This is a genomic window from Microbispora sp. NPDC046973, assembly GCF_040644495.1.
Classification (GTDB): domain Bacteria; phylum Actinomycetota; class Actinomycetes; order Streptosporangiales; family Streptosporangiaceae; genus Microbispora.
The window spans coordinates 60,305-78,309 of record NZ_JBEYWQ010000026.1 but is presented as its reverse complement, the minus strand read 5'-3'; the positions used below and the strand labels follow the sequence as shown (position 1 = coordinate 78,309).

Here is an 18,005-nt window from a genome sequence, read left to right as displayed (position 1 = left end):
CGGGCTCCGAACCAGGACGAGCCTCCGCGACGGGGCGCGGAGGCGGGAAGAGGAATGCCGCGGGAGCGTAGTGGCGGCGCCGCCGGGCGGACAAGGAGCGCAGTCTTAAGCCCGGATTATGCGCGGCTCATGTCGCAGGCGGGCACGTTCCATCGGCGCCACCTGCGGCTATCCCTGATGCCCCGCTTCTTTGCAAGTTTCACCCCCTCGCCGCCGTCGGCGGCCCTGCCGGCACGGTGCCGGCTTCGTGCCAGCACGGTGCCAGCTTCGTGCCAGCGCGGGCGGCGACCGTCGGAGCATGACGTACGCGATTGAGGCCCACGGCCTCGTGAAGAGATACGGCGGCAAGGCCGCGCTGGCCGGCATCGACCTCGCCACGCCGCCGGGCTCGGTGCTCGGCGTGCTCGGCCCCAACGGCGCGGGCAAGACCACCGCGGTCCGCATCCTCGCCACGCTCGTCTCCCCCGACGGCGGCCGGGCGACGGTCGGCGGGCACGACGTGGTGAAGGCGCCGTCCGAGGTGCGGAAGCTGATCGGGCTGACCGGTCAGTACGCGTCGGTGGACGAGAAGCTGACCGGACGGCAGAACCTGGTGATGATCGGGCGGCTCCTCGGCATGAGCTGGGCCGAGGCCCGGGGCAGGGCGTCGGCGCTGCTCGCGGAGTTCGCACTCGAGGACGCCGCCGACCGGGCGGCGGGGTCCTACTCGGGGGGCATGCGGCGGCGGCTCGACCTCGCCGTCAGCCTCGTCGGGCGGCCGTCCATCGTCTTCATGGACGAGCCGACGACCGGGCTCGACCCGCGCGCCAGGGCCGACCTGTGGCGGATCGTGCGCGAACAGGTCGCGGGCGGGTCGACCGTGCTGCTCACGACGCAATATCTGGAGGAGGCCGACCAGCTCGCCGACGAGATCGTGCTCATCGACCACGGCCTGGTGGCCGCGAGGGGCACACCCCGCGAGCTGAAGGCCAGGGCGGGCGACCGGCGGCTGGAGATACGGCCGGAGCACGACACGGAGAAGGCGGAACTGATCCTCGCCGAAGTCACCGGGCTGACTCCGCACCGCGGGGACAACGGGCTGCTCAGCGTGCCGCTGCTCGACTCGGCGGTGAGCCCGGCCGTGTTCCGGCGGCTGGAGGAGGCCGGTGTCCCCCTCGCCGAGCACGCCGTGCGCAGGCCCACGCTCGACGAGGCGTTCCTCGCCCTCACGGGCGGCACGACCACAGGGAGGACGCGATGACCGCCGCACCCGCCACCACACCGGCAAGACAGACCGACGGCGTCCACAGGGAGAACGCGATGACCGCCACACCGTCCACGAGCGGGCGCCGGGGCGCGCTCGCGCAGGGCATGACCCTCGCCTGGCGGAGCCTGACACCGCTGCGGAACGAGCCCGGCCGGCTCGTCCAGTTCCTGCTGCAGCCGGTCTTCATGGTCGTGGTCTTCGTCCTGATGTTCGGGGCCATGTCCGGCGACCCCGAGCACGCCGCGCGCTATCTGATGCCCGGCGTGCTCACGCAGGTGGCGCTCATCTCGACGAACACCACGGGCATGAACCTCGCCGAGGACATCGTGAACGGCGTGTTCGACCGGTTCCGGAGCATGCCGATCGCCCGATCCGCCCCGCTGATCGGGCGGGTGAGCGCGGACGCGCTGACGACCGCCGTCACCATCGCGGTGGCCCTGCTCGCCGGGATCGCGGCCGGGTTCCGGATCACGGCATCGCCTCTGGACGCGCTGGCCGGCCTGGCCCTCCTGCTGCTGTTCACGCTGGCGCTGAGCTGGGTGTCGGCCTGGCTCGGGCTCAAGGCCAAGTCCGTCGCCTCGATGCAGGGCACGGCGACCGCCGTCCTGCTGCCGCTGACGTTCGGCAGCAGCGCGTTCATCCCCCCGGCCAACCTGCCGGGCGTGCTGCGCTGGTGGTCGTCGGTCAACCCGGTCTCCCACCTGGCCGACGGCGTCCGAGCGCTGCTCACCGGCGCTCCGGTGGGGGCGCACGTCTGGGTCACGCTGGCGTGGGCCGCCGCCGTCACCGCGTGTTTCGTCCCGCTCGCCGTACGCGCCTACACCCGGAGGATCCGATGAACGCCCCGGAGAGGAGTCCCGCGATCCCCGTCTACCCGCTGCTTCCGGTGGCCGGAAGGCCGAGGTCCTCGCGCGGCGACGTGCGGCCGCGCTCGTAGGCGGCGTGGAAGTCCGGGCCCGCCGCCTCGCGCGCCGACTCCAGCGCCGCGGCAGCCTCCGCGTCCGCCCGCCAGCCCGCATGAGCGGCCTCGGCCGCGCCGAAGAGCGCCGCGGAACGCACCGCGTCGCCTCCGGCCAGGGCGATCATGGCCAGCCCGGCGAGCACGGTCGCGAGGACCGGCGGGTCGGGGGCGACGCCGAGGGCGCGCAGCGCGTCGTGATGGCGCGCGAGCGCGCCGTCGAGGTCGCCCCCGGCCAGCAGCGCCCTGCCGTACTCGGCGTACGCCGACGCGAGTTGCTGCGGGATGGCGGGATGGTCCTCCAGCACGGCGAGGACCTCCTCGTGCGCCGCCACCGCGCCGTCGAGGTCGCCCCTGCTCCGCGCCACCTTCGCCTCGCCCATGCTCACCTGCACGAGTGCGTACGGCGAGACGCCGGCGGACACGTGGGAGCGGGCGGCCGCCACGTCCGCCGCCGCGCCCTCGGCGTCGCCCGCCTGAAGGCGCAGCTCGGCCAGCCGGGTCAGCGTGGAGATCGTGTCGTCCGGGCTGACCCATCCGGCGGTCAGCCCGGCGATCTCGCCGATCAGCTCCGTCGTGGGCGCGCCCCGGCGGGCGCGGAGCGTAGCCAGGGTGAGCAGGGCCTCGCTGAGCCCCCAGCGCTCTCCGAGGGCCCGGAACCTGCGCACCGCCTCCTCGGCGTCCCGTTCGCCGTCGCCCGGCAGGCCGAGCGACCCGGCCCTGATCATCAGCGCCGAGCCGGCCAGCCAGGGATCGCCGGAGCCGGCGTACGCGTCGAGCATCGCGGCCGCCTCCTCCCTGCGTCCGGCCATCGCCGTCACGACCGCCCGCAGGATCGGCAGCATCGGGTGCACCGGGCCCTCGCGCCGGGCCGCCTCGACGAGGTCGCCGAGCTCAAGGCGGATCTCCTCCAGCCGGCCGGGCTCCGTCCAGATCGTGCCGAGCCGGGTGACCGTGACCGCGAACCGGCACCCGGCGTAGGCGCGCACCAGCCCGGCGGGCGGGCCCTCGGGGACGAGATCGAGGACCTGCCCGGCCCAGACGGCCGCCTGGCCGCGATGTCCGCGCAGCCACCAATACCAGCTCAGCGTGCCGCACAGGCGCAGCGCGGTCTCCGTCTCCCGGGAGTCGACGGCCCAGCGCAGGGCGGCGTTCAGGTTGTCCTGCTCGGCGGTCAGCCTGGCCATCCACTCCAGCTGCCCGGCCCCGCGCAGGCGCGGCTCGGCCTCCTCGGCGAGCCGCAGGAAGTGCGCCGCGTGCCGGCGCCGGTAGCGGTCGAGCTCACCGGTGTCCGTCAGCCGCCGCAGCGCGTACGCGCGGATCGTCTCCAGCATCCGGAACCGGCCGTCGCCCGGCGTCTCCAGCAGGGACTTGTCGACCAGGGACGGCAGCACCGCCACCACGTCGAGGCCGTCGGCCCCGCAGACCGGCTCCGCGTCGTCCAGCGTGGCGTCGCCGGCGAACACCGCGAGCCGCTCCGCCAGCGTCCGCTCTTCGGGCGTGAGCAGGTCCCAGCTCCACTCGACCACCGCGCTCAGCGTCCGGTGCCGCGGCAGGGCCGTACGGCTCCCGCCGGTCAGCAGGCGGAACCGGTCGTCGAGGCGGGCCGCGAGCCGCTCGGGGCCGAGCGCCCTGATCCGCGCCGCGGCCAGTTCGACGGCCAGCGGCATCCCGTCGAGGCGGCGGCAGATCGTGACGACGTGCGGGGTCGTGTGCTCGTCGAGGGTGAAGCCGGGGCTCACCGCGCGGGCGCGGTCCACCAGGAGGCGTACGGCGGGGTATTCGCCCGCCTCTTCGGGGGTGACGCCCTCCGGGGGCAGGCCGAGGGGCGGGATCGGGGCGAGCGTCTCCCCCGGCACGCCGAGCGGCTCGCGGCTGGTCGCCAGCACGCGCACTCCCGGGCAGCGGCGCAGCACCAGCTCGGCCAGGCCCGCCGCGGCGTCGATCACGTGCTCGCAGTTGTCGAGGATGAGCAGCAGCTCGCGCCCGGCGAGGGCGGCGGCCAAGCGCTCTGCCGGGTCCGGCGGGTCGCGCCGCCAGTCGCCGCCCACCCGCGGCTCGGCGTCGGCGCCCAGCGCTTCGAGCACGGACCGCACGACGTCCGCGGGGTCCGTCAGGGGGGCCAGCTCGGCGAGCCACGCGCCCTCGCCGTACCGGCCCGCCCCGGCGCCGCTTTCTCCGGCTTCTCCGGTGACGCCGTTCCCGGCGGCGCGCAGAGCGGTCTCGACCGCCAGGCGCGTCTTGCCCGCGCCGCCCGGCCCGACGACCGTGACCAGCCGGGAGTCGCGCAGCAGGGCCGCGAGGTGCGCGACCTCCTGCTCGCGGCCCACGAACGTCGTCGGCGGCGCCCACACCCTGCCCGCGCGCCGGCCCCCGCCGGCGAGGGTGCCTGACGTGCCTGACGTGCCCGGGGTGCCGGCGCCGGGGGTGCCGGCGCCGGGGGTGGCGGCGCCGGGGGTGGCGGGGGTGCGTTCCGGCCGCGCACGCGCCGCCGGGGTCTCCTGCCCGCGCAGCACGTCGAGATGGGCGGCCCGCAGCTCCGGGCCCGGATCGACGCCGAGTTCGTCCGCGAGCGCCCGGCGGACCCGCTCGTACAGGGCCAGGGCGGCCGCCTGCCTGCCCGAACGGGCGAGCGCGCGCATCGCCAGGGCGGACAGCCGCTCGCGCAGCGGATGGGCGTCCACCTCGGCCGACAGGTCCACCGCACGGCCGAGCGCGAGATACGCGGCGGCGCGGGCCTCGACCACGGCCAGCCGCCGCTCCTCCAGCCGGGCCGCCGCGGCCGCCAGGGAGGACACCGTGCGCAGGTCGGCCAGGGCGGGCCCGCGCCACAACGCCAGCGCCTCGTCCAGTTCCGCGCACGCGTGGTACAGCTCCGCGCCGGGGGCCTCGGTGTCCGCCATCCGGTCCGGCAGCGTGCCCGTCGCGTACGGCAGGGTCAGTGCGGTGAACACATGGGCGTCGACCTGCCCCGGCTCGATGCCGAGCACGTATCCGCCGTCGCGCCACCCCACCGCGCCGGGCCGTCCGAGCGCCGCGCGCAGGCGTTTGACGAGCGTCTGCAGGGCGTTGGCGGCGTTGGCCGGTGGGTCGTCCTCCCACAGCGCGTCCACGAGCCGGTCGGCCGGGACGAGACGACCGGGCCGCAGGGCCAGCACGGCCAGCAGCGCGCGCACGCGCGCGCCCGCGACGGCGACCGGAGTGCCGTCGTCGTCGAGGACCTCGAGCGCGCCGAGGAGACGAACCCGCACGCCGGTCAATCCTGCCAGCCGCCCGGAGGCCCGCGTCGCCCGCCCGTCTCGCGGTCGCTCAGATGGCGCCCACGAGGGTGACGACCCCCGCCCCCACCAGGGCGAACGCCCACATCCTGTCGAGGTTGAACCAGGCCCGGCGCAGGACGGCGACGCCGAGGAACTCGTACACCACGACGGCGACGACGGTCGCCGTGAGGAACATCGCGAGCGTGTGCACACCGGCGACGAGCATGCCGCCCGACAGCACGTGCCCGTGGTGACCCGCCGGCATACGGGTCAGCACGGGCAGCAGCATCAGGCCCGCGCCGTGCACCGACGACATCAGGAACGACCAGGCGGCCAGTTGCGGCAGCGACAGCCGCATGCCCACCCAGCGGAAGTGCCGCCGGGCGAGCAGGTGCCACAGGCCGAACCCGACGAGCACGACGCCCGCCCCGATCGAGAGCGCCGTGGCCGTCACGATCGACCCGGTCGCCGACACGGCGAGCACCACGAGGGCCACCGACGCGAGGTGGCCCACCGCGATGACCGGCAGGGACTGCAGCAGCAGGTCGCGGCTGCGCTCCTGCAGCCCCCGGGCGACGGCGAACAGCCAGCCCATCGCGGGGTTGATCCCGTGAAAGGCGCCGAGCAGGATGACGGCGGTCAGCGTCACGGATAGCAGTAGGAGTCGGAGGACGCGTCGCCGCCCTGCAGCCGGGTCTGGTGCGGGCGCAGGCCGCGGAAGTCGTCGCCGTGCGGGAAGAACCTCTCGTCCAGCGTGAACGAATCGGTGTCGATCTTCGCCATCCAGGCGCCCACGCCGTCGGGGTAGAACTGGTCGTCCCAGGCGCCGTAGAGGGAGTTGGTGACGTAGACCCGGCGGCCGTCGCGGCTCACCTCGACCATCTGCGGGCCGCCGGCGAGCCGCTCGTCCGGCGCGGCCGGGTGCGCCTCCCGCCGCACGATGCCGCCGAGGCGGACCGCGCCGATCTCGACCGGCTTGAACGGGTCGGACACGTCGAACTGCTTGAGCTCGCCGGTGCCCCAGCACGACACGTACAGGCGCTGGTCGTCCACCGACAGGTCGATGTCGGTCACCAGCGGCGGCACCGCGCCGAACGGCTTGAGCACGTCGGGCAGGTCGTCGGGCGAGGCGGGCTCGGCCGGGATGGTGATCACCTTCTGCGCCGCCCAGCGCGAGCCGTCCCCGTGCCTGACATCTCTGTGCCACAGCCACACGGACGCCGACAGGTCCTCGACGCTGACGACGACCCCGGCGAAGCCGTACGTCTTGGTCGGGTCGTGGGCGGGGCGCAGCTCCAGTGTCATCTGGTGCTGGTCGCCGAGGTCCACCTCCTGGACGTGGCGGCGCTTGCGCAGGTCCCAGAAGTGCAGCTTGTGGCCGTACTTGCGGCCGAGCAGCAGCTCGCCGACCACGCCGTCCTCGATCATGGAGGGCGTGCCCCACTCGGAGGTGATCATCACGTCGTGGTTGATGTGCCACCAGAAGTCGTAGGCCAGGTATTGCGGGCCGCGGTCCACCTCCCACCGGCCGAGCACGTCGAACGAGTTGTGGTCGAGGATCGCGATGCCGCCCGGCCCGTCGTCGCCGTAGCCGCCGAGCGCGCTGACGTACAGCCCCTCTGGGCCGCAGTGGACGGTGTGCGGGCGGGAGTAGCCGGCCCGCTTGCCCAGCTCCTCGGCCTCGATGACCTTCACGAGCTCCGGGCTGACCCGGTCCTTGGTGTCGTACACGTAGATCCGCGACGACCGCAGGCCCGGGACGATCAGGTAGCGCCGCTCGACGTGCGGGTGCGGCGCGTAGGGGCACAGCGCGCTGCTGCACGCGTTCCAGCCGAAGTGGTGCAGCTCGTCCCCCGTGTACGGCAGGTCGGTCCAGCCGACCACGGTCCCGTATGACGGGGAGCCTGGGTCGGTGTCGAGAACGGCGAGCGCGTCGGGCCGCTCGGCCGACCGGTCGAAGGCGGCCACGTAGGCCAGCTTCTCCGGCGGCGCCTCGGCGGCGTCCCTGGGCGAGGGATAGAAGGTGGGGTCAGGCTTCCACAACGTCATGCATCCCAGGATTCTCCCGCGTTCCCTACCAAGTCAATAGGGATCTACCCGCTGTGACCGGCGCCTGGAAAGGGCTATAACAGGACATGCAGTTTCTTGACGGGAGCGGGGATGTTCTTCGGGATCACCAACATCTGGACCTACATCGCGGGATCGTTCCTGATCATCCTGCTGCCTGGGCCGAACTCGGTGTTCGTGCTGTCCACCGCCGCCCAGCGCGGCGTGCGGCAGGGCTATCGGGCGGCCGCCGGAGTCTTCGCCGGTGACTCGGTCCTCATGTTCCTGTCGGCCGCGGGGGTCGCGTCGCTGCTGAAGTCCACGCCCGTCCTGTTCTCGATCGTGAAGTACTCGGGCGCGATCTATCTGGCGTGGATCGGCTTCGGCATGCTCCGCGGCGCCTGGCGCTCCCTGCGCGCCTCCCGCGACGGGACCGCGGCCGCCCAGGTCACAGAAGAGGCCGTCCCGGCGCCGGTGGGCAACCCGTTCCGCAAGGCCTTCACGATCAGCCTGCTCAACCCCAAGGCCATCTTGTTCTTCGTGGCGTTCTTCGTGCAGTTCGTGGACCCGTCGTACGGCACGCCGGCCCTGTCGTTCCTGATCCTGGCGCTGATCGTGCAGGTCTTCAGCGTGACCTACCTGAGCACGCTCATCTTCGGCGGCACCTTCCTCGCGACCCACTTCCGGCGCCGCCGCAAGCTGGCCGCCGGGCTCACCTCGGGGGTCGGCGCGCTCTTCCTCGGCTTCGGCGCCAAGCTGGCCACCGCGACACTGAGCTGACGCTCACGCGCCGCCGGCCGTGCTCATTCGCCGCGCAGGTCGGCGAGGGCGTTCTCGAAGGCGTCCATCGCCCGCTGGATCCTGTCGTATCCGGCCGACGGCAGCCAGGCCATGACCCGGGCGACCCCGGCCTTCTCGCACTGCTCGAGCGCGCCGGGGTCGGCCGGCGCGGACAGCATCACGACCTCCACCCGCCTGCCCTCCTCGTCGGCCCGCCGGAACAGCTCGGGGACGCGTTCCAGGATCCCGGGGCCGTAGTTGGGCAGCCACGCGTCTCCGTAGGTGAGCACACGGTCGAAGACGCGGGGCCCGACGCCGCCCACCAGGATCGGCGGGTAGGGCTTCTGCGCCGGTTTGGGCCACGACCAGACCGGGTCGAAGGACGCGAAGTCGCCGTGGAACTCGGCCTCGTCACGGGTCCAGATCTCCTGCATCGCCCGCACGCGCTCCCGCAGCACGGCGAAGCGGCGGGCCGGGTCGACGCCGTGGTGGCGCAGCTCCTCGCGGTTCCATCCGGCGCCGACGCCGAACTCGAACCGCCCGCCGGTCAGGTTGTCCACGCTCGCCACCGTCTTCGCCAGGCCGAGGGGCTCGTGCTCGGGCACCAGGCAGATGCCCGTTCCCACGCGCAGCCGCGTCGTCACCGCGCCGGCGGCCATCGAGGCGACGAACGGGTCGTAGGTGTGCCAGTAGCGCCGGGGCAGTTCGCCTCCCCATTCGTCCTTCGGCGTCTGGCCGCCGGGCGGCACCGGGATGTGCGTGTGCTCGGTGAACAGCAGCGCCGCGTGGCCGCGCTGCTCGACGAGCCGGGCCAAGGCATCAGGACGAACCGCATCATCGGTTGCGAAGTAGCCGAAACCTGAGTCCATGCCGTCAAAGTAACCCGCGTCCACGGCCCGCCGGGGAAAGCGCTCAGCGGCCCCCGGTAAAGCGCTGACCAGGGGTTTTCCATCCCTCACGACGCCCGCGAGAGGGATGCCGTACCGTTATGAAGCGCGGGGACGGTTCGCGCATTCGGCCCCCGCAGGCCTGACGGTCAGGTACGGTAAGCCACCGACGAGGCCGCCCAACCCGGGTGTTTCCATCCGCTTTGTCCGGGTAGGCGCGTTGCCCAGCTACAGCGTCGGTCTCCCCCACCGGCCCGTTGGAGTCACCATGAACCACACGCCTTTCGCATTGCCACGGCTCACCGCGCTGATCAAGCAGGCGGTGCCCCGGCTCCTCGAAGGCGTGGTGGCTCCCCTCGTGGTCTTCTACGCGGCTCTCGCGGTGCTCGGCCTGCGCGGCGCGCTGATGGCCGCGGTGTCGTGGGTCTACCTGGGCGTTCTGTGGCGGATCATCCGGCGCCAGCCCGTGCCGGGGACGATGATCATGGCGACGATCGCGATCACCTTCCGCACCGTGATCGGTCTGTGGACCGGCAGCCCCGTCCTCTACTTCATCCAGCCGGAACTCGGCACGATCTGCATCAGCATGGTGCTCCTGGCCTCGGTGCGGATGCGCCGTCCGCTGGTCCAGAGGCTCACACTCGACTACATCCACCTGCCGTCGTTCGTGCTGCGGCACGAGCGCGTCCGCACCTTCTTCGCCCGGATCACCCTGCTGTGGGCGTTCGTGCTCCTGGTCAACTCGGCCATGAGCATCTGGCTGCTGCTGCACGAGTCGATCGGCGACTACCTGATCATCCGCACCGCCGCCGTCGCCGTCGTCACCGGCCTGGCCTTCGCGGCGTCCATCTGGGCGTTCCGCCGGGTCCTGCGGCGGCTGCACACCGAGGTCCCGGCGCTCACGCGTTAGCTCTCCAGCGTGTGCGTGCGCACCGCATCGTCGCCGCGGGTGTGCCAGGCGTGGAACGCCAGCGCCCCGACCTTCCATCCCTCGGCCTGCCGTACGAGCCGGAGGCGGTAGACGCCCCACACTTCGAACATGCCGCCGCCCAGCGCGGCGTCGAGCAGGTTGTAGGCGTACCCCTTGGTGGTCACGTGCGCCTCGGCGCCGTCGACCGTCACGGCGAAGTTGCCGACGGTGTGGAAGCTCTGCTTGCGGGCGTGCAGGCCGGTGCGCCACCCGTCCACGAGGGCGTCGGCGGTGATCCGGGCCGGCTCCCCGCCGTTGAGGCTGGTGAAGTCGGCGTCCACCTCGTCGTCGAACAGCTCCCGGCACACCGGCCAGTTCTTGGCGTCCACGGTGTCGAAGACGGCCGTGACAACGTCCACGATCTCGGCCCGGTCCACCAGAGCGGCGATCTCATCCATGCGGACCATCCTGCCCTACGTGATCTGTGATAGGCACGCTTGCCATGGGTACCGCATTGGTCACGGGCGCCTCACGAGGTCTGGGCGCCGTCATCGCCGAACGGCTCGCCGCGGACGGCCGGCACGTCGCCGTCAACTACGCCAACGACACGGCCGGGGCCCGCGCCGTCGTCGACCGCATCACCGCCGCCGGCGGCTCCGCCTGCCTGGCCCGGTTCGACGTCACCGACGAGGAGTCCGTGCGGGAGGGCGTGGCCGCGATCGGGCCCGTCGAGGTGGTCGTCAACAACGCCACCGGCCCCCAGCCGCTGATGCCGGTGGAGAAGCAGACCTGGGAGGACCACCTCGGCCAGCTCCGCTTCTTCGTCAAGGCCCCGCTGCTGATCCTCCAGGCCGTGCTGCCCGGCATGCGCGAGGCCGGTTCCGGCCGGATCGTCAACGTGGGCAGCGAGGTCGCCGATCTCGGCAACCCGGAGTTCGGGCACTACGTCGCCGCCAAGGCCGCGATGCACGGGCTCACCCGGTCGTGGGCCAGGGAACTGGGGCCGTACGGGATCACGGTGAACACCGTCGAGCCGGGCTGGATCCCGGTGGAGCGGCACGCGGACGTTCCCCCGGAGGACTACGCCGGCTACCTGCGCGACGTCCCGCTCGGCCACATGGGCGCGCCGGCGGACGTGGCCGAGACGGTGGCGTTCCTCGCCTCCCCCGGCGCCCGGTTCGTCACCGGCCAGCGGCTCGCCGTCAACGGCGGCAAGACGATGAGCTGACCCTCTTGCCGCGCTGAACGTAAAGAATCATGTGATTCACGACCTATTTCGGCAAAAAATCGGTTAATGTCCGTTCATGTCCGGCGCATATTTTCCCCGAATTCAGACCGTCACGGGCGCCGTCCCCGTCTCCGAGATCGACGGGCCGGTGCTGCCGTACGAGCACCTGCGCACCGACACCCGCTGGGGGATCGGCGTGGACTCCGATCCCCATCGGTGGCTGGACGAGGAACGATACGTGCTGGCCGAGGTCAAGCATCTCGGCAGGGAGCAGGCGCTGGGGCTCGTCGTGGAGCACAGCTGCATCGGCATGGCGCGCGACCCCGCGGCGCTCGCCCGGATCTCGATGGCCGCGCGGGTCCCCGTCGTGGCCGCCACCGGCTTCGCCGCACAGCCGTTCGCGGGTGAGGCCATCACCCGGTACGGCGTGGAGGACCTGACCGCCGACCTGCTGCACGAGATCGGCGCCGGACTCGACGGGACGGGCGCGCGGCCGGGCGTCATCGTCGCCGCCGCGTGGGACGAGACGCCCACCCCCGCCGAGGAGCGGGCCGTCACCGCCGCCGCCCGCGCCTCGCTGCGCACCGACCTCCCGGTGGCGACGGGCGGGCTGGAGCTGCTGGAACTCCTGCTTTCGCAGAACGTCCCCGCGCGGCGTCTCAGCGCCCGCGCCGGCGACCCGTTGGTCCAGCGCAAGATCGCCGAGACCGGCGCGTACGTGAGCGTGGACGACGCCGAGGACGTCCTCACCCTCCTCGACTCCGGGCACGCCGAGCGCGTCCTGCTCAGCAGCGGCGTACGGCTGCGGGAGCACCTGTCCGGCTACGGCGGGCAGGGCTACGGCCGGCTGTTCTCCACGGTCCTCCCGGCCCTGCGGGAGGCCGGCGTGGACGGCGACACCCTGCGTCTCATCACCCACGAGAACCCGCTCCGCTGGCTCACCGCCTGAGGGTTCAGGCGTGCGCGAGCGCGTCGACGGGGCGGGTGCGCAGGGCTCCCGCGGCCGCCGGAATCGCGGCCAGCATGACGAGCAGAACGGCGCCCCCGGCGATCGCCGCGTACATCCACCCCGGTCCCGTGGCGATCGGCGAACCCGTCCTGACCATGCTGTAGGGCACTGTCGTGGCCGCGATGGCGACCGTGCCGAGCACGACGGCCAGGACGGCGGTGACGGCGCCCTCCACCGCGACCATCACCAGCACCTGTCCCCGGGTCGCCGTGGCCAGGCGCAGCAGGCCGAACTCGCGGCGCCGCCTGCGGGTGGCCGCGACGAGCGTGTTGACCACCACGATCGCGGAGAACGTGATGATCATCGCCACGACGAGGTAGTTCACCGGCGCGAGGCGGGCGGCGACATCGCCGGCTGATCCCCGGTGGACGCTGTCCTCGGTGGTCTGCATGTAGAGGGTGCCGCCCGCGATGCCGACCAGCAGGATCAGCGGGGCCGCCACGCTGCCGGTGTGCCCGGCCCGGGCGCGTACGTTCCGGCCGGCGAGCCGCGCGGTGGCCCCGGACCGGGCGGCGGCAGTCCGGGCGGCGGCGGGCACGGCCGCGGGGCCGAGCAGGGCGAGACCGACCGCCACGGCCACACCCGCCGGGCCCGCGGTGCTGGACAGCAGCGGCCCGTCCTCCATGAGCAGGGTCGCGGCCGACAGACTCAGGCCCAGAGCCAGCAGCCCCACCGCCGCCGCGACCCGGGAGCGGGACAGGACCCGCCCGGTCACCCTGGGCGCGGCCGCGGCGAGGGCGCGTACGGGCGGGACGGACGCCGCGCGCCTGCCGGAGACGAGAGCGGCCCCGACCGCCGCGCACAGGGATGTGCCGGCGCCGGCCAGGAGGAAGACCGGTCCCGCCCGGAGCTCGGTGCCCACGGCGACCAGGCCGGCGTCCACGAGCCGGCGGAGGACGACCGCGCCGAGCCCGAGGCCCGGCAGCAGGCCCGCCGCGATCGCGGGGACGGCCACGATCACGGTCTCCAGCACGACGCTCTGCCGGACCTGCCGGGGAGTGGCGGCGATCGACCGCAGCAGCGCAAGCTCCCGTTCGCGTTGCTGGATCGTCAGGGAGACGGTGGAGACGACGCCGAAAGCCACGACGGCCATCGTCCAGCCGCCCAGGATGGCGGGCAGGGTGACGAGGAAACCGGTGTCGCGGCCGGTGACCAGACCGGTCTCCAGCAGGCCGGCGAAGCCGGCGAGCAGCGCGGTGCCGGCCGCCACGACGACGGCCGAGGCGAGGTAGGAGCCCAGGTGGGCGCGCACGGTGACGAAAGCCAGCCGCCACCTCATCGGACGCCACCGCCATGCCGTGCCGGCGCCGCCGGCGCCGACAGTCGGGCCATCCGGGCGGCCACCGCCGCGGCGTCCGGCCGCGTCATGCTGTCGGCGATCCGGCCGTCGGCGAAGAACACCACGGCGTCCGCGTACGACGCGGCGACCGGATCGTGGGTGACCATCACGATCGTCTGACCGGTCCCGTCGACGGCTTCGCGCATGATGGCGAGAACCTCGCGCGCGGCCTGGATGTCGAGCGCGCCCGTCGGCTCGTCGGCGAACAGGACGGCAGGCCGGGACAGCAGCGCGCGGGCGACCGCCACACGCTGCTGCTGACCGCCGGACAGCTCGGCGGGCCGGTGGCCGGCGCGGTCCGCGAGGTCCAGACGGGCGAGCAGCGACGCCACCTGCCGGGCGTCGGCGCGGCGGCCGGCGAACTCCAGGGGCAGCGTGACGTTCTGCGCCACGGTCAGGGTGGGCACCAGGTTGAACGTCTGGAAGACGAAGCCCATGCGCTCACGGCGCAGACGGGTCAGGGCCGCCTCGTCCAGGCCGCTCAGCTCGTGGCCGTCCAGGACCACCGACCCGGAGTCCGGCCGGTCGAGCCCGGCCGCGCAGTGCAGGAGAGTGCTCTTGCCCGAGCCCGAGGGGCCCATCACAGCGGCGAAGACGCCGCGGGGGATCGTCAGCGACACGTCGTCCAGGGCGGTCACCGCGGCGTCGCCCGTCCCGTGGCGCTTGGTCACGCCGTGGAGTTCGAGGGCATGGCGGGTTTTTGTCGTCACGCTGCCCGCGTACGATGTACGAGTCATAAATACACCGTACATCAACATTCACGAAAGCGTTGATTTTGCATTGTCGTCTAGGAGACATTAAATTTCGTCACGGAATTTCCTCGTGTCGAAATGGGGGTCGCGGTCGTGCTGACCTGCGTGATGTGCGGGCGGGCGCTGCGCCCCGCCGAACGGGGGCGCCCGCCCCGGTACTGCTCGCGGGCGTGCCAGGCGCGGGCCTACCGGGCGCGGGTCTCCGAACGCCCCACGGCCGGCGCCCGGGCCAAGCCGCGTCCGACGGCGGAAAACGCCCAGGTCGTCCAGGATCAGGCCCTGATCGTGCGAGCCGCCGTCGCGCTCGCGGACCGCGAGGGCCTGGCCACGCTGTCGATGCGGCGCATCGCCGCCGACCTCGGCGTCGCCGTCATGTCCCTCTACCGGTACGTCGGGAGCCGCGAGGAGCTCAACGACCTGATGGTGGACTCCGTCTTCGGCGAGCGGCCACTGCCGGAGCCCGGGCCCGACGGCTGGCGGGCGAAGCTGGAGCTGTCCGCCCGCGAGGAGTGGGCCCTCCACCGCGCCCATCCCTGGCTGTCACAGCTCGTCGCGGTCACCACCCGCCCACCGGTCGCCCCGGGCCTGATGGCCTACACCGACTGGCGCATGCGCGCCCTGGCCGGCCAGGGCCTCGACTTCTCCACCCTCGTCAAGATCGCCATCATGATCGGCACGTACGTGCAGAGCGCGGCCGTCCCCCTCGCGCACGAGGCCCGGGCGGCGCGCGGTGCCCGCCACACGAGGCGGCAGTGGGCGGCCGCCCGGCGGGAGGCGTTCGACCGGACGATAAGCGCGAACCGGCTGCCGATGGTGTCGGAGTTCGGCGACGAGGCGTTCGAGGCCTCCGAGCCGGAGAACATCTTCGAGTTCGGTCTCCACCGGATGCTCGACGGCATCGCGGCCCTGATCGACGCCGTCTAGAAGCTCACCGAGGATCTCGCGTCCCGGCTGCCGCGGGACTTCCAGGCGGGACCTCTACGCAGGGTCGCCGGCAGGCGTCGCAGCATCACCGCGCCGAGCGGGACGGGCACCCCGTCACGGCTCGCCCGGATCGACGGCCCCCGCCGTACGGGCAGGCCGCTCCTACGGGGGTGCGATCACCACTGTGGCGCGGGCAGCGTGACCGAGACGGCCAGCCCGCCCCCGGCGTTCGGCGCCGCGATGACCGTGCCGTGGTGGGCGTGCACGATGGACCTGACGATGGCGAGGCCCAGACCGGTCGACCTGGAGCTCGCGGTGCGGTCGGACGTCAGCCGCTGGAACGGCTCGAACAGCCGGTCGACCTCGGCCGCCGGTATGGCGTCTCCGCTGTTGCGCACCGTGACGACCGACTCCCCGTCGCGGCTACCGGTGACCACCTCGATCCGGCCGCCCGGATGGTTGTGCCGGATCGCGTTGTCCACCAGGTTGCGCACGAGGCGATCGAGCAGGACCGGGTCGCCGGAGACCGGGGCGGGGCGCAGGTCGGTGGCGATCGTCAACTCGGCGCGCTCGGCCTCGCCGTCCGCCTCGCTCAGCGCACCGGCCGCGGCGATGGCGAGGTCGTGCGCCTCGTGGGCGATAACGCCGCTGTCGCTGCGGGCCAGTGCCAGCAGGCCGTCCAGCAGGCGCTCGGCCCGGCCGCTCGCGGTCAGCATGCGCCGGCCCATCGCCTCCCACTGCGCGATCGTGCTCTCCCGCTTGGCCAGCAGCACCTCGGCGCCGGTGCGGACGATCGCGAGCGGGGTGCGCAGCTCGTGCGAGGCGTCGGCGACGAACCTTCGCTGGCTGGTGAAGGAGGCCTCCAGCCTGGCCACCATCTCGTCGAAGGTATCGGCCAGTTCCTTGAGCTCGTCGCCCGGCCCGGTGAGGGCGACGCGCTCGTGCAGGCGGTCCTGGGAGATCCGCCGTGCGGCGGCGGTGAGCGTGCGCAGCGGCCGGAGCATGCGCCCGGCGACGATCCAGGAGACACCGAGCCCCGCCATCGCGGTGATCGCCAGCGCGATCGCCGACGTTCCGGCCGTGCTCAGCAGCGTTTCGGCGCGCAACCGGTCGATCCGGGCCTGCTCGATCCAGTAGGACCTGATTTTCACGTCCGCCAGCGCCCGGTCCACGTTGGCCGGCGGGCTGCTGGCCGCCGCCTGCATCTCGGCCGCGGACGGTCGATTGATGTTGTCGTAGAGGCTCTGGTACAGCAGCGCGTAGTTGAGCGCGAGGAGCGCCGCGCAGGTCGCCACGAGCACGACCGCGTACACCAGGGTCAGCCGCAGCCGTATCGAGGGGTGCCTCAGGCGCGGTCTCACAGCCGGTACCCCGCGCCGACGACGGTCTCGATCAGCGGCGGGTCGCCCAGCTTGCGGCGCAGCCGGGCGACGGTGACCCGCACGGTGGCGGTGAACGGGTCCGCGTGCTCGTCCCACGCCCGTTCCAGCAGGTCCTCGGCGCTGACGACGGCGCCGCCGGCGCCCATCAGGATCTCCAGCACGGCCATTTCCTTCGTGGTCAGCGGGATGACACGGCCGTCGCGGGTGACGACGCGGCGCGCGGTGTCGAAGGTCAGCCCGGCGCGCCGCAGGACGCGCGGGGCGTTGTTGGCCCTGCGGGCCAGCGCGCGGATCCGCAGCACCAGCTCGTCGAAGACGAACGGCTTGGGCAGGTAGTCGTCGGCGCCGAGGCTCAGGCCGGCGACCCGGTCGGCCGCCTCACCCGCCGCGGTCAGCATGAGGATCCGGGCGTCGCTGCCGCCCGCGGCCAGCGCGGTGCACACTTGGTCGCCGTGGACGAGCGGCAGGTCGCGGTCGAGCACAACCACGTCGTACCGGTTCGCGACGGCCTTGTGCAGGCCGTCGACCCCGTCGGCCGCGAGGTCGACCGCCATGCCCCGGTCGCGCAGCCCGTCGGCGACCTGTTCGGCCAGCAGCGCCTCGTCCTCGATCAGCAGCACTCGCACTGTGACATCCTCCCTGCTCAGCAGTCTCGGCGACCAGGCATAACAACCGCGTTACAGGCGCTGTGACAGTGCCGTTGCGGGCCGGCCGCTCCACTGGACCCACCGGACCAGAGGAGATCGTTGATGAGAACCAGACTCCTGGCCGTCTGCCTGCTACCGCTCTTACTGGGCACGGCGGCCGCCTGCGGAGAGTCGAACGACGGCAGAGGCGTGGCCTCGGTGGACGGCTCCGCCGCGGCGAGTGTGACACCGAGCCTCAGCCGGCTCGATCTGCTGACCAGACTTTCGCAGTGCATGCGGGAGCACGGCGTGCCGATGGCCGACCCGGAGGTCGAGGGCGACACCGTCAGACAGGGCAGGTACGAAAAGGGCGCCGTGAGCGAGGACACGGAGATCAAGGCGGAGGAGGCGTGCAAGCAGTACCGCCCTCCCCAGGAGCGCGGCCCCGGGATGGACCTCAAGAAGGAGCTGGCGCGCCGGTTCGCGCGGTGCATGCGGGAGCACGGGGTGGAGAAGTTCCCCGACCCGGACCCCGACGGCCCCACCCGGGTCAGCTCGGAAGTCGGGGCGGATCCGCGGTATCCCCAGGCGAGGCAGGCCTGTGACGCGCAGACCGACGCGGCGTTCCGGTCGATGCGCCCGAGCCCGTCGTGAGCGG

The 18,005-nt window shown here is 73.0% G+C and carries 17 protein-coding genes; 8 read left to right on the top strand and 9 right to left on the bottom strand.

Going from position 1 to position 18,005, the window contains the following annotated elements:
• Positions 1-298 precede the first annotated feature (298 nt).
• Both ABZ860_RS33955 and ABZ860_RS33950 read left to right on the top strand, forming a co-directional pair.
• Positions 299-1,240 carry an ATP-binding cassette domain-containing protein gene (locus ABZ860_RS33955; RefSeq protein WP_357228193.1) on the top strand — a complete coding sequence of 314 codons (942 nt, stop codon included), beginning with the start codon at positions 299-301 and terminating at the stop codon, positions 1,238-1,240.
• A complete protein-coding gene (locus ABZ860_RS33950) occupies positions 1,237-2,085 on the top strand; it encodes an ABC transporter permease (RefSeq protein ID WP_357228190.1) in 849 nt (282 codons plus the stop codon). Before ABZ860_RS33955 ends, ABZ860_RS33950 begins: the two co-directional genes overlap by 4 nt.
• Before the next feature lie 31 nt (positions 2,086-2,116).
• Here the strand turns inward: ABZ860_RS33950 and ABZ860_RS33945 are convergent, their stop codons facing one another.
• The 3 genes from ABZ860_RS33945 to ABZ860_RS33935 are packed head-to-tail and all read right to left on the bottom strand — an operon-like array spanning position 2,117 to position 7,513.
• Positions 2,117-5,455: a BTAD domain-containing putative transcriptional regulator gene (locus ABZ860_RS33945; protein WP_357228188.1), complete on the bottom strand. Its 3,339-nt coding sequence runs from the start codon at positions 5,453-5,455 to the stop codon at positions 2,117-2,119.
• Between the two features lie 58 nt (positions 5,456-5,513).
• Entirely contained in the window at positions 5,514-6,122 is a 609-nt protein-coding gene (locus ABZ860_RS33940; protein ID WP_357228221.1) for a hypothetical protein, read from the bottom strand.
• Entirely contained in the window at positions 6,110-7,513 is a 1,404-nt protein-coding gene (locus ABZ860_RS33935; protein ID WP_357228185.1) for a selenium-binding protein SBP56-related protein, read from the bottom strand. Before ABZ860_RS33935 ends, ABZ860_RS33940 begins: the two co-directional genes overlap by 13 nt.
• 111 nt (positions 7,514-7,624) lie before the next feature.
• Here ABZ860_RS33935 and leuE point away from each other — a divergent pair, with 111 nt between their 5' ends.
• Positions 7,625-8,290 (top strand): leucine efflux protein LeuE, encoded by a 666-nt coding sequence (gene leuE, locus ABZ860_RS33930; RefSeq protein ID WP_357228183.1) that lies wholly within the window; start codon positions 7,625-7,627, stop codon positions 8,288-8,290.
• Between the two features lie 23 nt (positions 8,291-8,313).
• On the opposite strand, the gene ABZ860_RS33925 is transcribed toward leuE, so the two are convergent.
• Complete coding sequence (locus ABZ860_RS33925) at positions 8,314-9,105, bottom strand: LLM class F420-dependent oxidoreductase (RefSeq protein WP_357228180.1); 792 nt, start codon at positions 9,103-9,105, stop codon at positions 8,314-8,316.
• A 340-nt stretch (positions 9,106-9,445) separates the two neighbouring features.
• Here ABZ860_RS33925 and ABZ860_RS33920 point away from each other — a divergent pair, with 340 nt between their 5' ends.
• Positions 9,446-10,087, top strand: coding sequence for a VC0807 family protein (locus tag ABZ860_RS33920; protein ID WP_357228177.1), 642 nt, complete (start codon positions 9,446-9,448; stop codon positions 10,085-10,087).
• Here ABZ860_RS33920 and ABZ860_RS33915 read toward each other — a convergent pair.
• The gene (locus tag ABZ860_RS33915) at positions 10,084-10,545 is read right to left on the bottom strand and encodes a nuclear transport factor 2 family protein (protein WP_357228175.1); all 462 of its coding nucleotides are present in this window, start codon (positions 10,543-10,545) and stop codon (positions 10,084-10,086) included. The genes ABZ860_RS33920 and ABZ860_RS33915 overlap by 4 nt on opposite strands.
• A gap of 44 nt (positions 10,546-10,589) precedes the next feature.
• Between ABZ860_RS33915 and ABZ860_RS33910 the strand changes: the two genes are divergently transcribed.
• Both ABZ860_RS33910 and ABZ860_RS33905 read left to right on the top strand, forming a co-directional pair.
• Positions 10,590-11,315, top strand: a complete 726-nt coding sequence (locus tag ABZ860_RS33910; RefSeq protein WP_357228172.1) for an SDR family oxidoreductase — start codon at positions 10,590-10,592, stop codon at positions 11,313-11,315.
• A 76-nt stretch (positions 11,316-11,391) separates the two neighbouring features.
• A complete protein-coding gene (locus tag ABZ860_RS33905) occupies positions 11,392-12,264 on the top strand; it encodes an aryldialkylphosphatase (RefSeq protein ID WP_357228170.1) in 873 nt (290 codons plus the stop codon).
• 4 nt (positions 12,265-12,268) lie between these two features.
• Here the strand turns inward: ABZ860_RS33905 and ABZ860_RS33900 are convergent, their stop codons facing one another.
• Positions 12,269-13,603, bottom strand: coding sequence for an FtsX-like permease family protein (locus tag ABZ860_RS33900; RefSeq protein ID WP_357228167.1), 1,335 nt, complete (start codon positions 13,601-13,603; stop codon positions 12,269-12,271).
• Positions 13,600-14,400 carry an ABC transporter ATP-binding protein gene (locus ABZ860_RS33895; protein ID WP_357228165.1) on the bottom strand — a complete coding sequence of 267 codons (801 nt, stop codon included), beginning with the start codon at positions 14,398-14,400 and terminating at the stop codon, positions 13,600-13,602. Before ABZ860_RS33895 ends, ABZ860_RS33900 begins: the two co-directional genes overlap by 4 nt.
• Before the next feature lie 93 nt (positions 14,401-14,493).
• On the opposite strand from ABZ860_RS33895, the gene ABZ860_RS33890 reads away from it, so the two are divergent.
• A complete protein-coding gene (locus tag ABZ860_RS33890; protein ID WP_357228162.1) occupies positions 14,494-15,339 on the top strand; it encodes a TetR/AcrR family transcriptional regulator in 846 nt (281 codons plus the stop codon).
• 176 nt (positions 15,340-15,515) lie between these two features.
• On the opposite strand, the gene ABZ860_RS33885 is transcribed toward ABZ860_RS33890, so the two are convergent.
• Entirely contained in the window at positions 15,516-16,700 is a 1,185-nt protein-coding gene (locus ABZ860_RS33885) for an ATP-binding protein (protein ID WP_357228159.1), read from the bottom strand.
• Positions 16,697-17,347, bottom strand: a complete 651-nt coding sequence (locus ABZ860_RS33880) for a response regulator transcription factor (RefSeq protein ID WP_210157401.1) — start codon at positions 17,345-17,347, stop codon at positions 16,697-16,699. The genes ABZ860_RS33885 and ABZ860_RS33880 overlap by 4 nt, the downstream gene beginning before the upstream one ends.
• 123 nt (positions 17,348-17,470) lie before the next feature.
• Here ABZ860_RS33880 and ABZ860_RS33875 point away from each other — a divergent pair, with 123 nt between their 5' ends.
• Complete coding sequence (locus ABZ860_RS33875; RefSeq protein WP_357228156.1) at positions 17,471-18,001, top strand: hypothetical protein; 531 nt, start codon at positions 17,471-17,473, stop codon at positions 17,999-18,001.
• Positions 18,002-18,005 lie beyond the last annotated feature (4 nt).

What these genes read in the sequence shown, in the direction of transcription:
- ABZ860_RS33955 (WP_357228193.1), top strand. Translation starts at nt 299, where the DNA reads ATGACGTACGCGATTGAGGCCCACGGCCTCGTGAAGAGATACGGCGGC.
- ABZ860_RS33910 (WP_357228172.1), top strand. Translation starts at nt 10,590, where the DNA reads ATGGGTACCGCATTGGTCACGGGCGCCTCACGAGGTCTGGGCGCCGTC.
- ABZ860_RS33935 (WP_357228185.1), bottom strand. Translation starts at nt 7,513, where the DNA reads ATGACGTTGTGGAAGCCTGACCCCACCTTCTATCCCTCGCCCAGGGAC.
- ABZ860_RS33895 (WP_357228165.1), bottom strand. Translation starts at nt 14,400, where the DNA reads ATGACTCGTACATCGTACGCGGGCAGCGTGACGACAAAAACCCGCCAT.
- ABZ860_RS33950 (WP_357228190.1), top strand. Translation starts at nt 1,237, where the DNA reads ATGACCGCCGCACCCGCCACCACACCGGCAAGACAGACCGACGGCGTC.
- ABZ860_RS33890 (WP_357228162.1), top strand. Translation starts at nt 14,494, where the DNA reads ATGGGGGTCGCGGTCGTGCTGACCTGCGTGATGTGCGGGCGGGCGCTG.
- ABZ860_RS33905 (WP_357228170.1), top strand. Translation starts at nt 11,392, where the DNA reads ATGTCCGGCGCATATTTTCCCCGAATTCAGACCGTCACGGGCGCCGTC.
- ABZ860_RS33900 (WP_357228167.1), bottom strand. Translation starts at nt 13,603, where the DNA reads ATGAGGTGGCGGCTGGCTTTCGTCACCGTGCGCGCCCACCTGGGCTCC.
- leuE (WP_357228183.1), top strand. Translation starts at nt 7,625, where the DNA reads ATGTTCTTCGGGATCACCAACATCTGGACCTACATCGCGGGATCGTTC.
- ABZ860_RS33920 (WP_357228177.1), top strand. Translation starts at nt 9,446, where the DNA reads ATGAACCACACGCCTTTCGCATTGCCACGGCTCACCGCGCTGATCAAG.
- ABZ860_RS33915 (WP_357228175.1), bottom strand. Translation starts at nt 10,545, where the DNA reads ATGGATGAGATCGCCGCTCTGGTGGACCGGGCCGAGATCGTGGACGTT.
- ABZ860_RS33875 (WP_357228156.1), top strand. Translation starts at nt 17,471, where the DNA reads ATGAGAACCAGACTCCTGGCCGTCTGCCTGCTACCGCTCTTACTGGGC.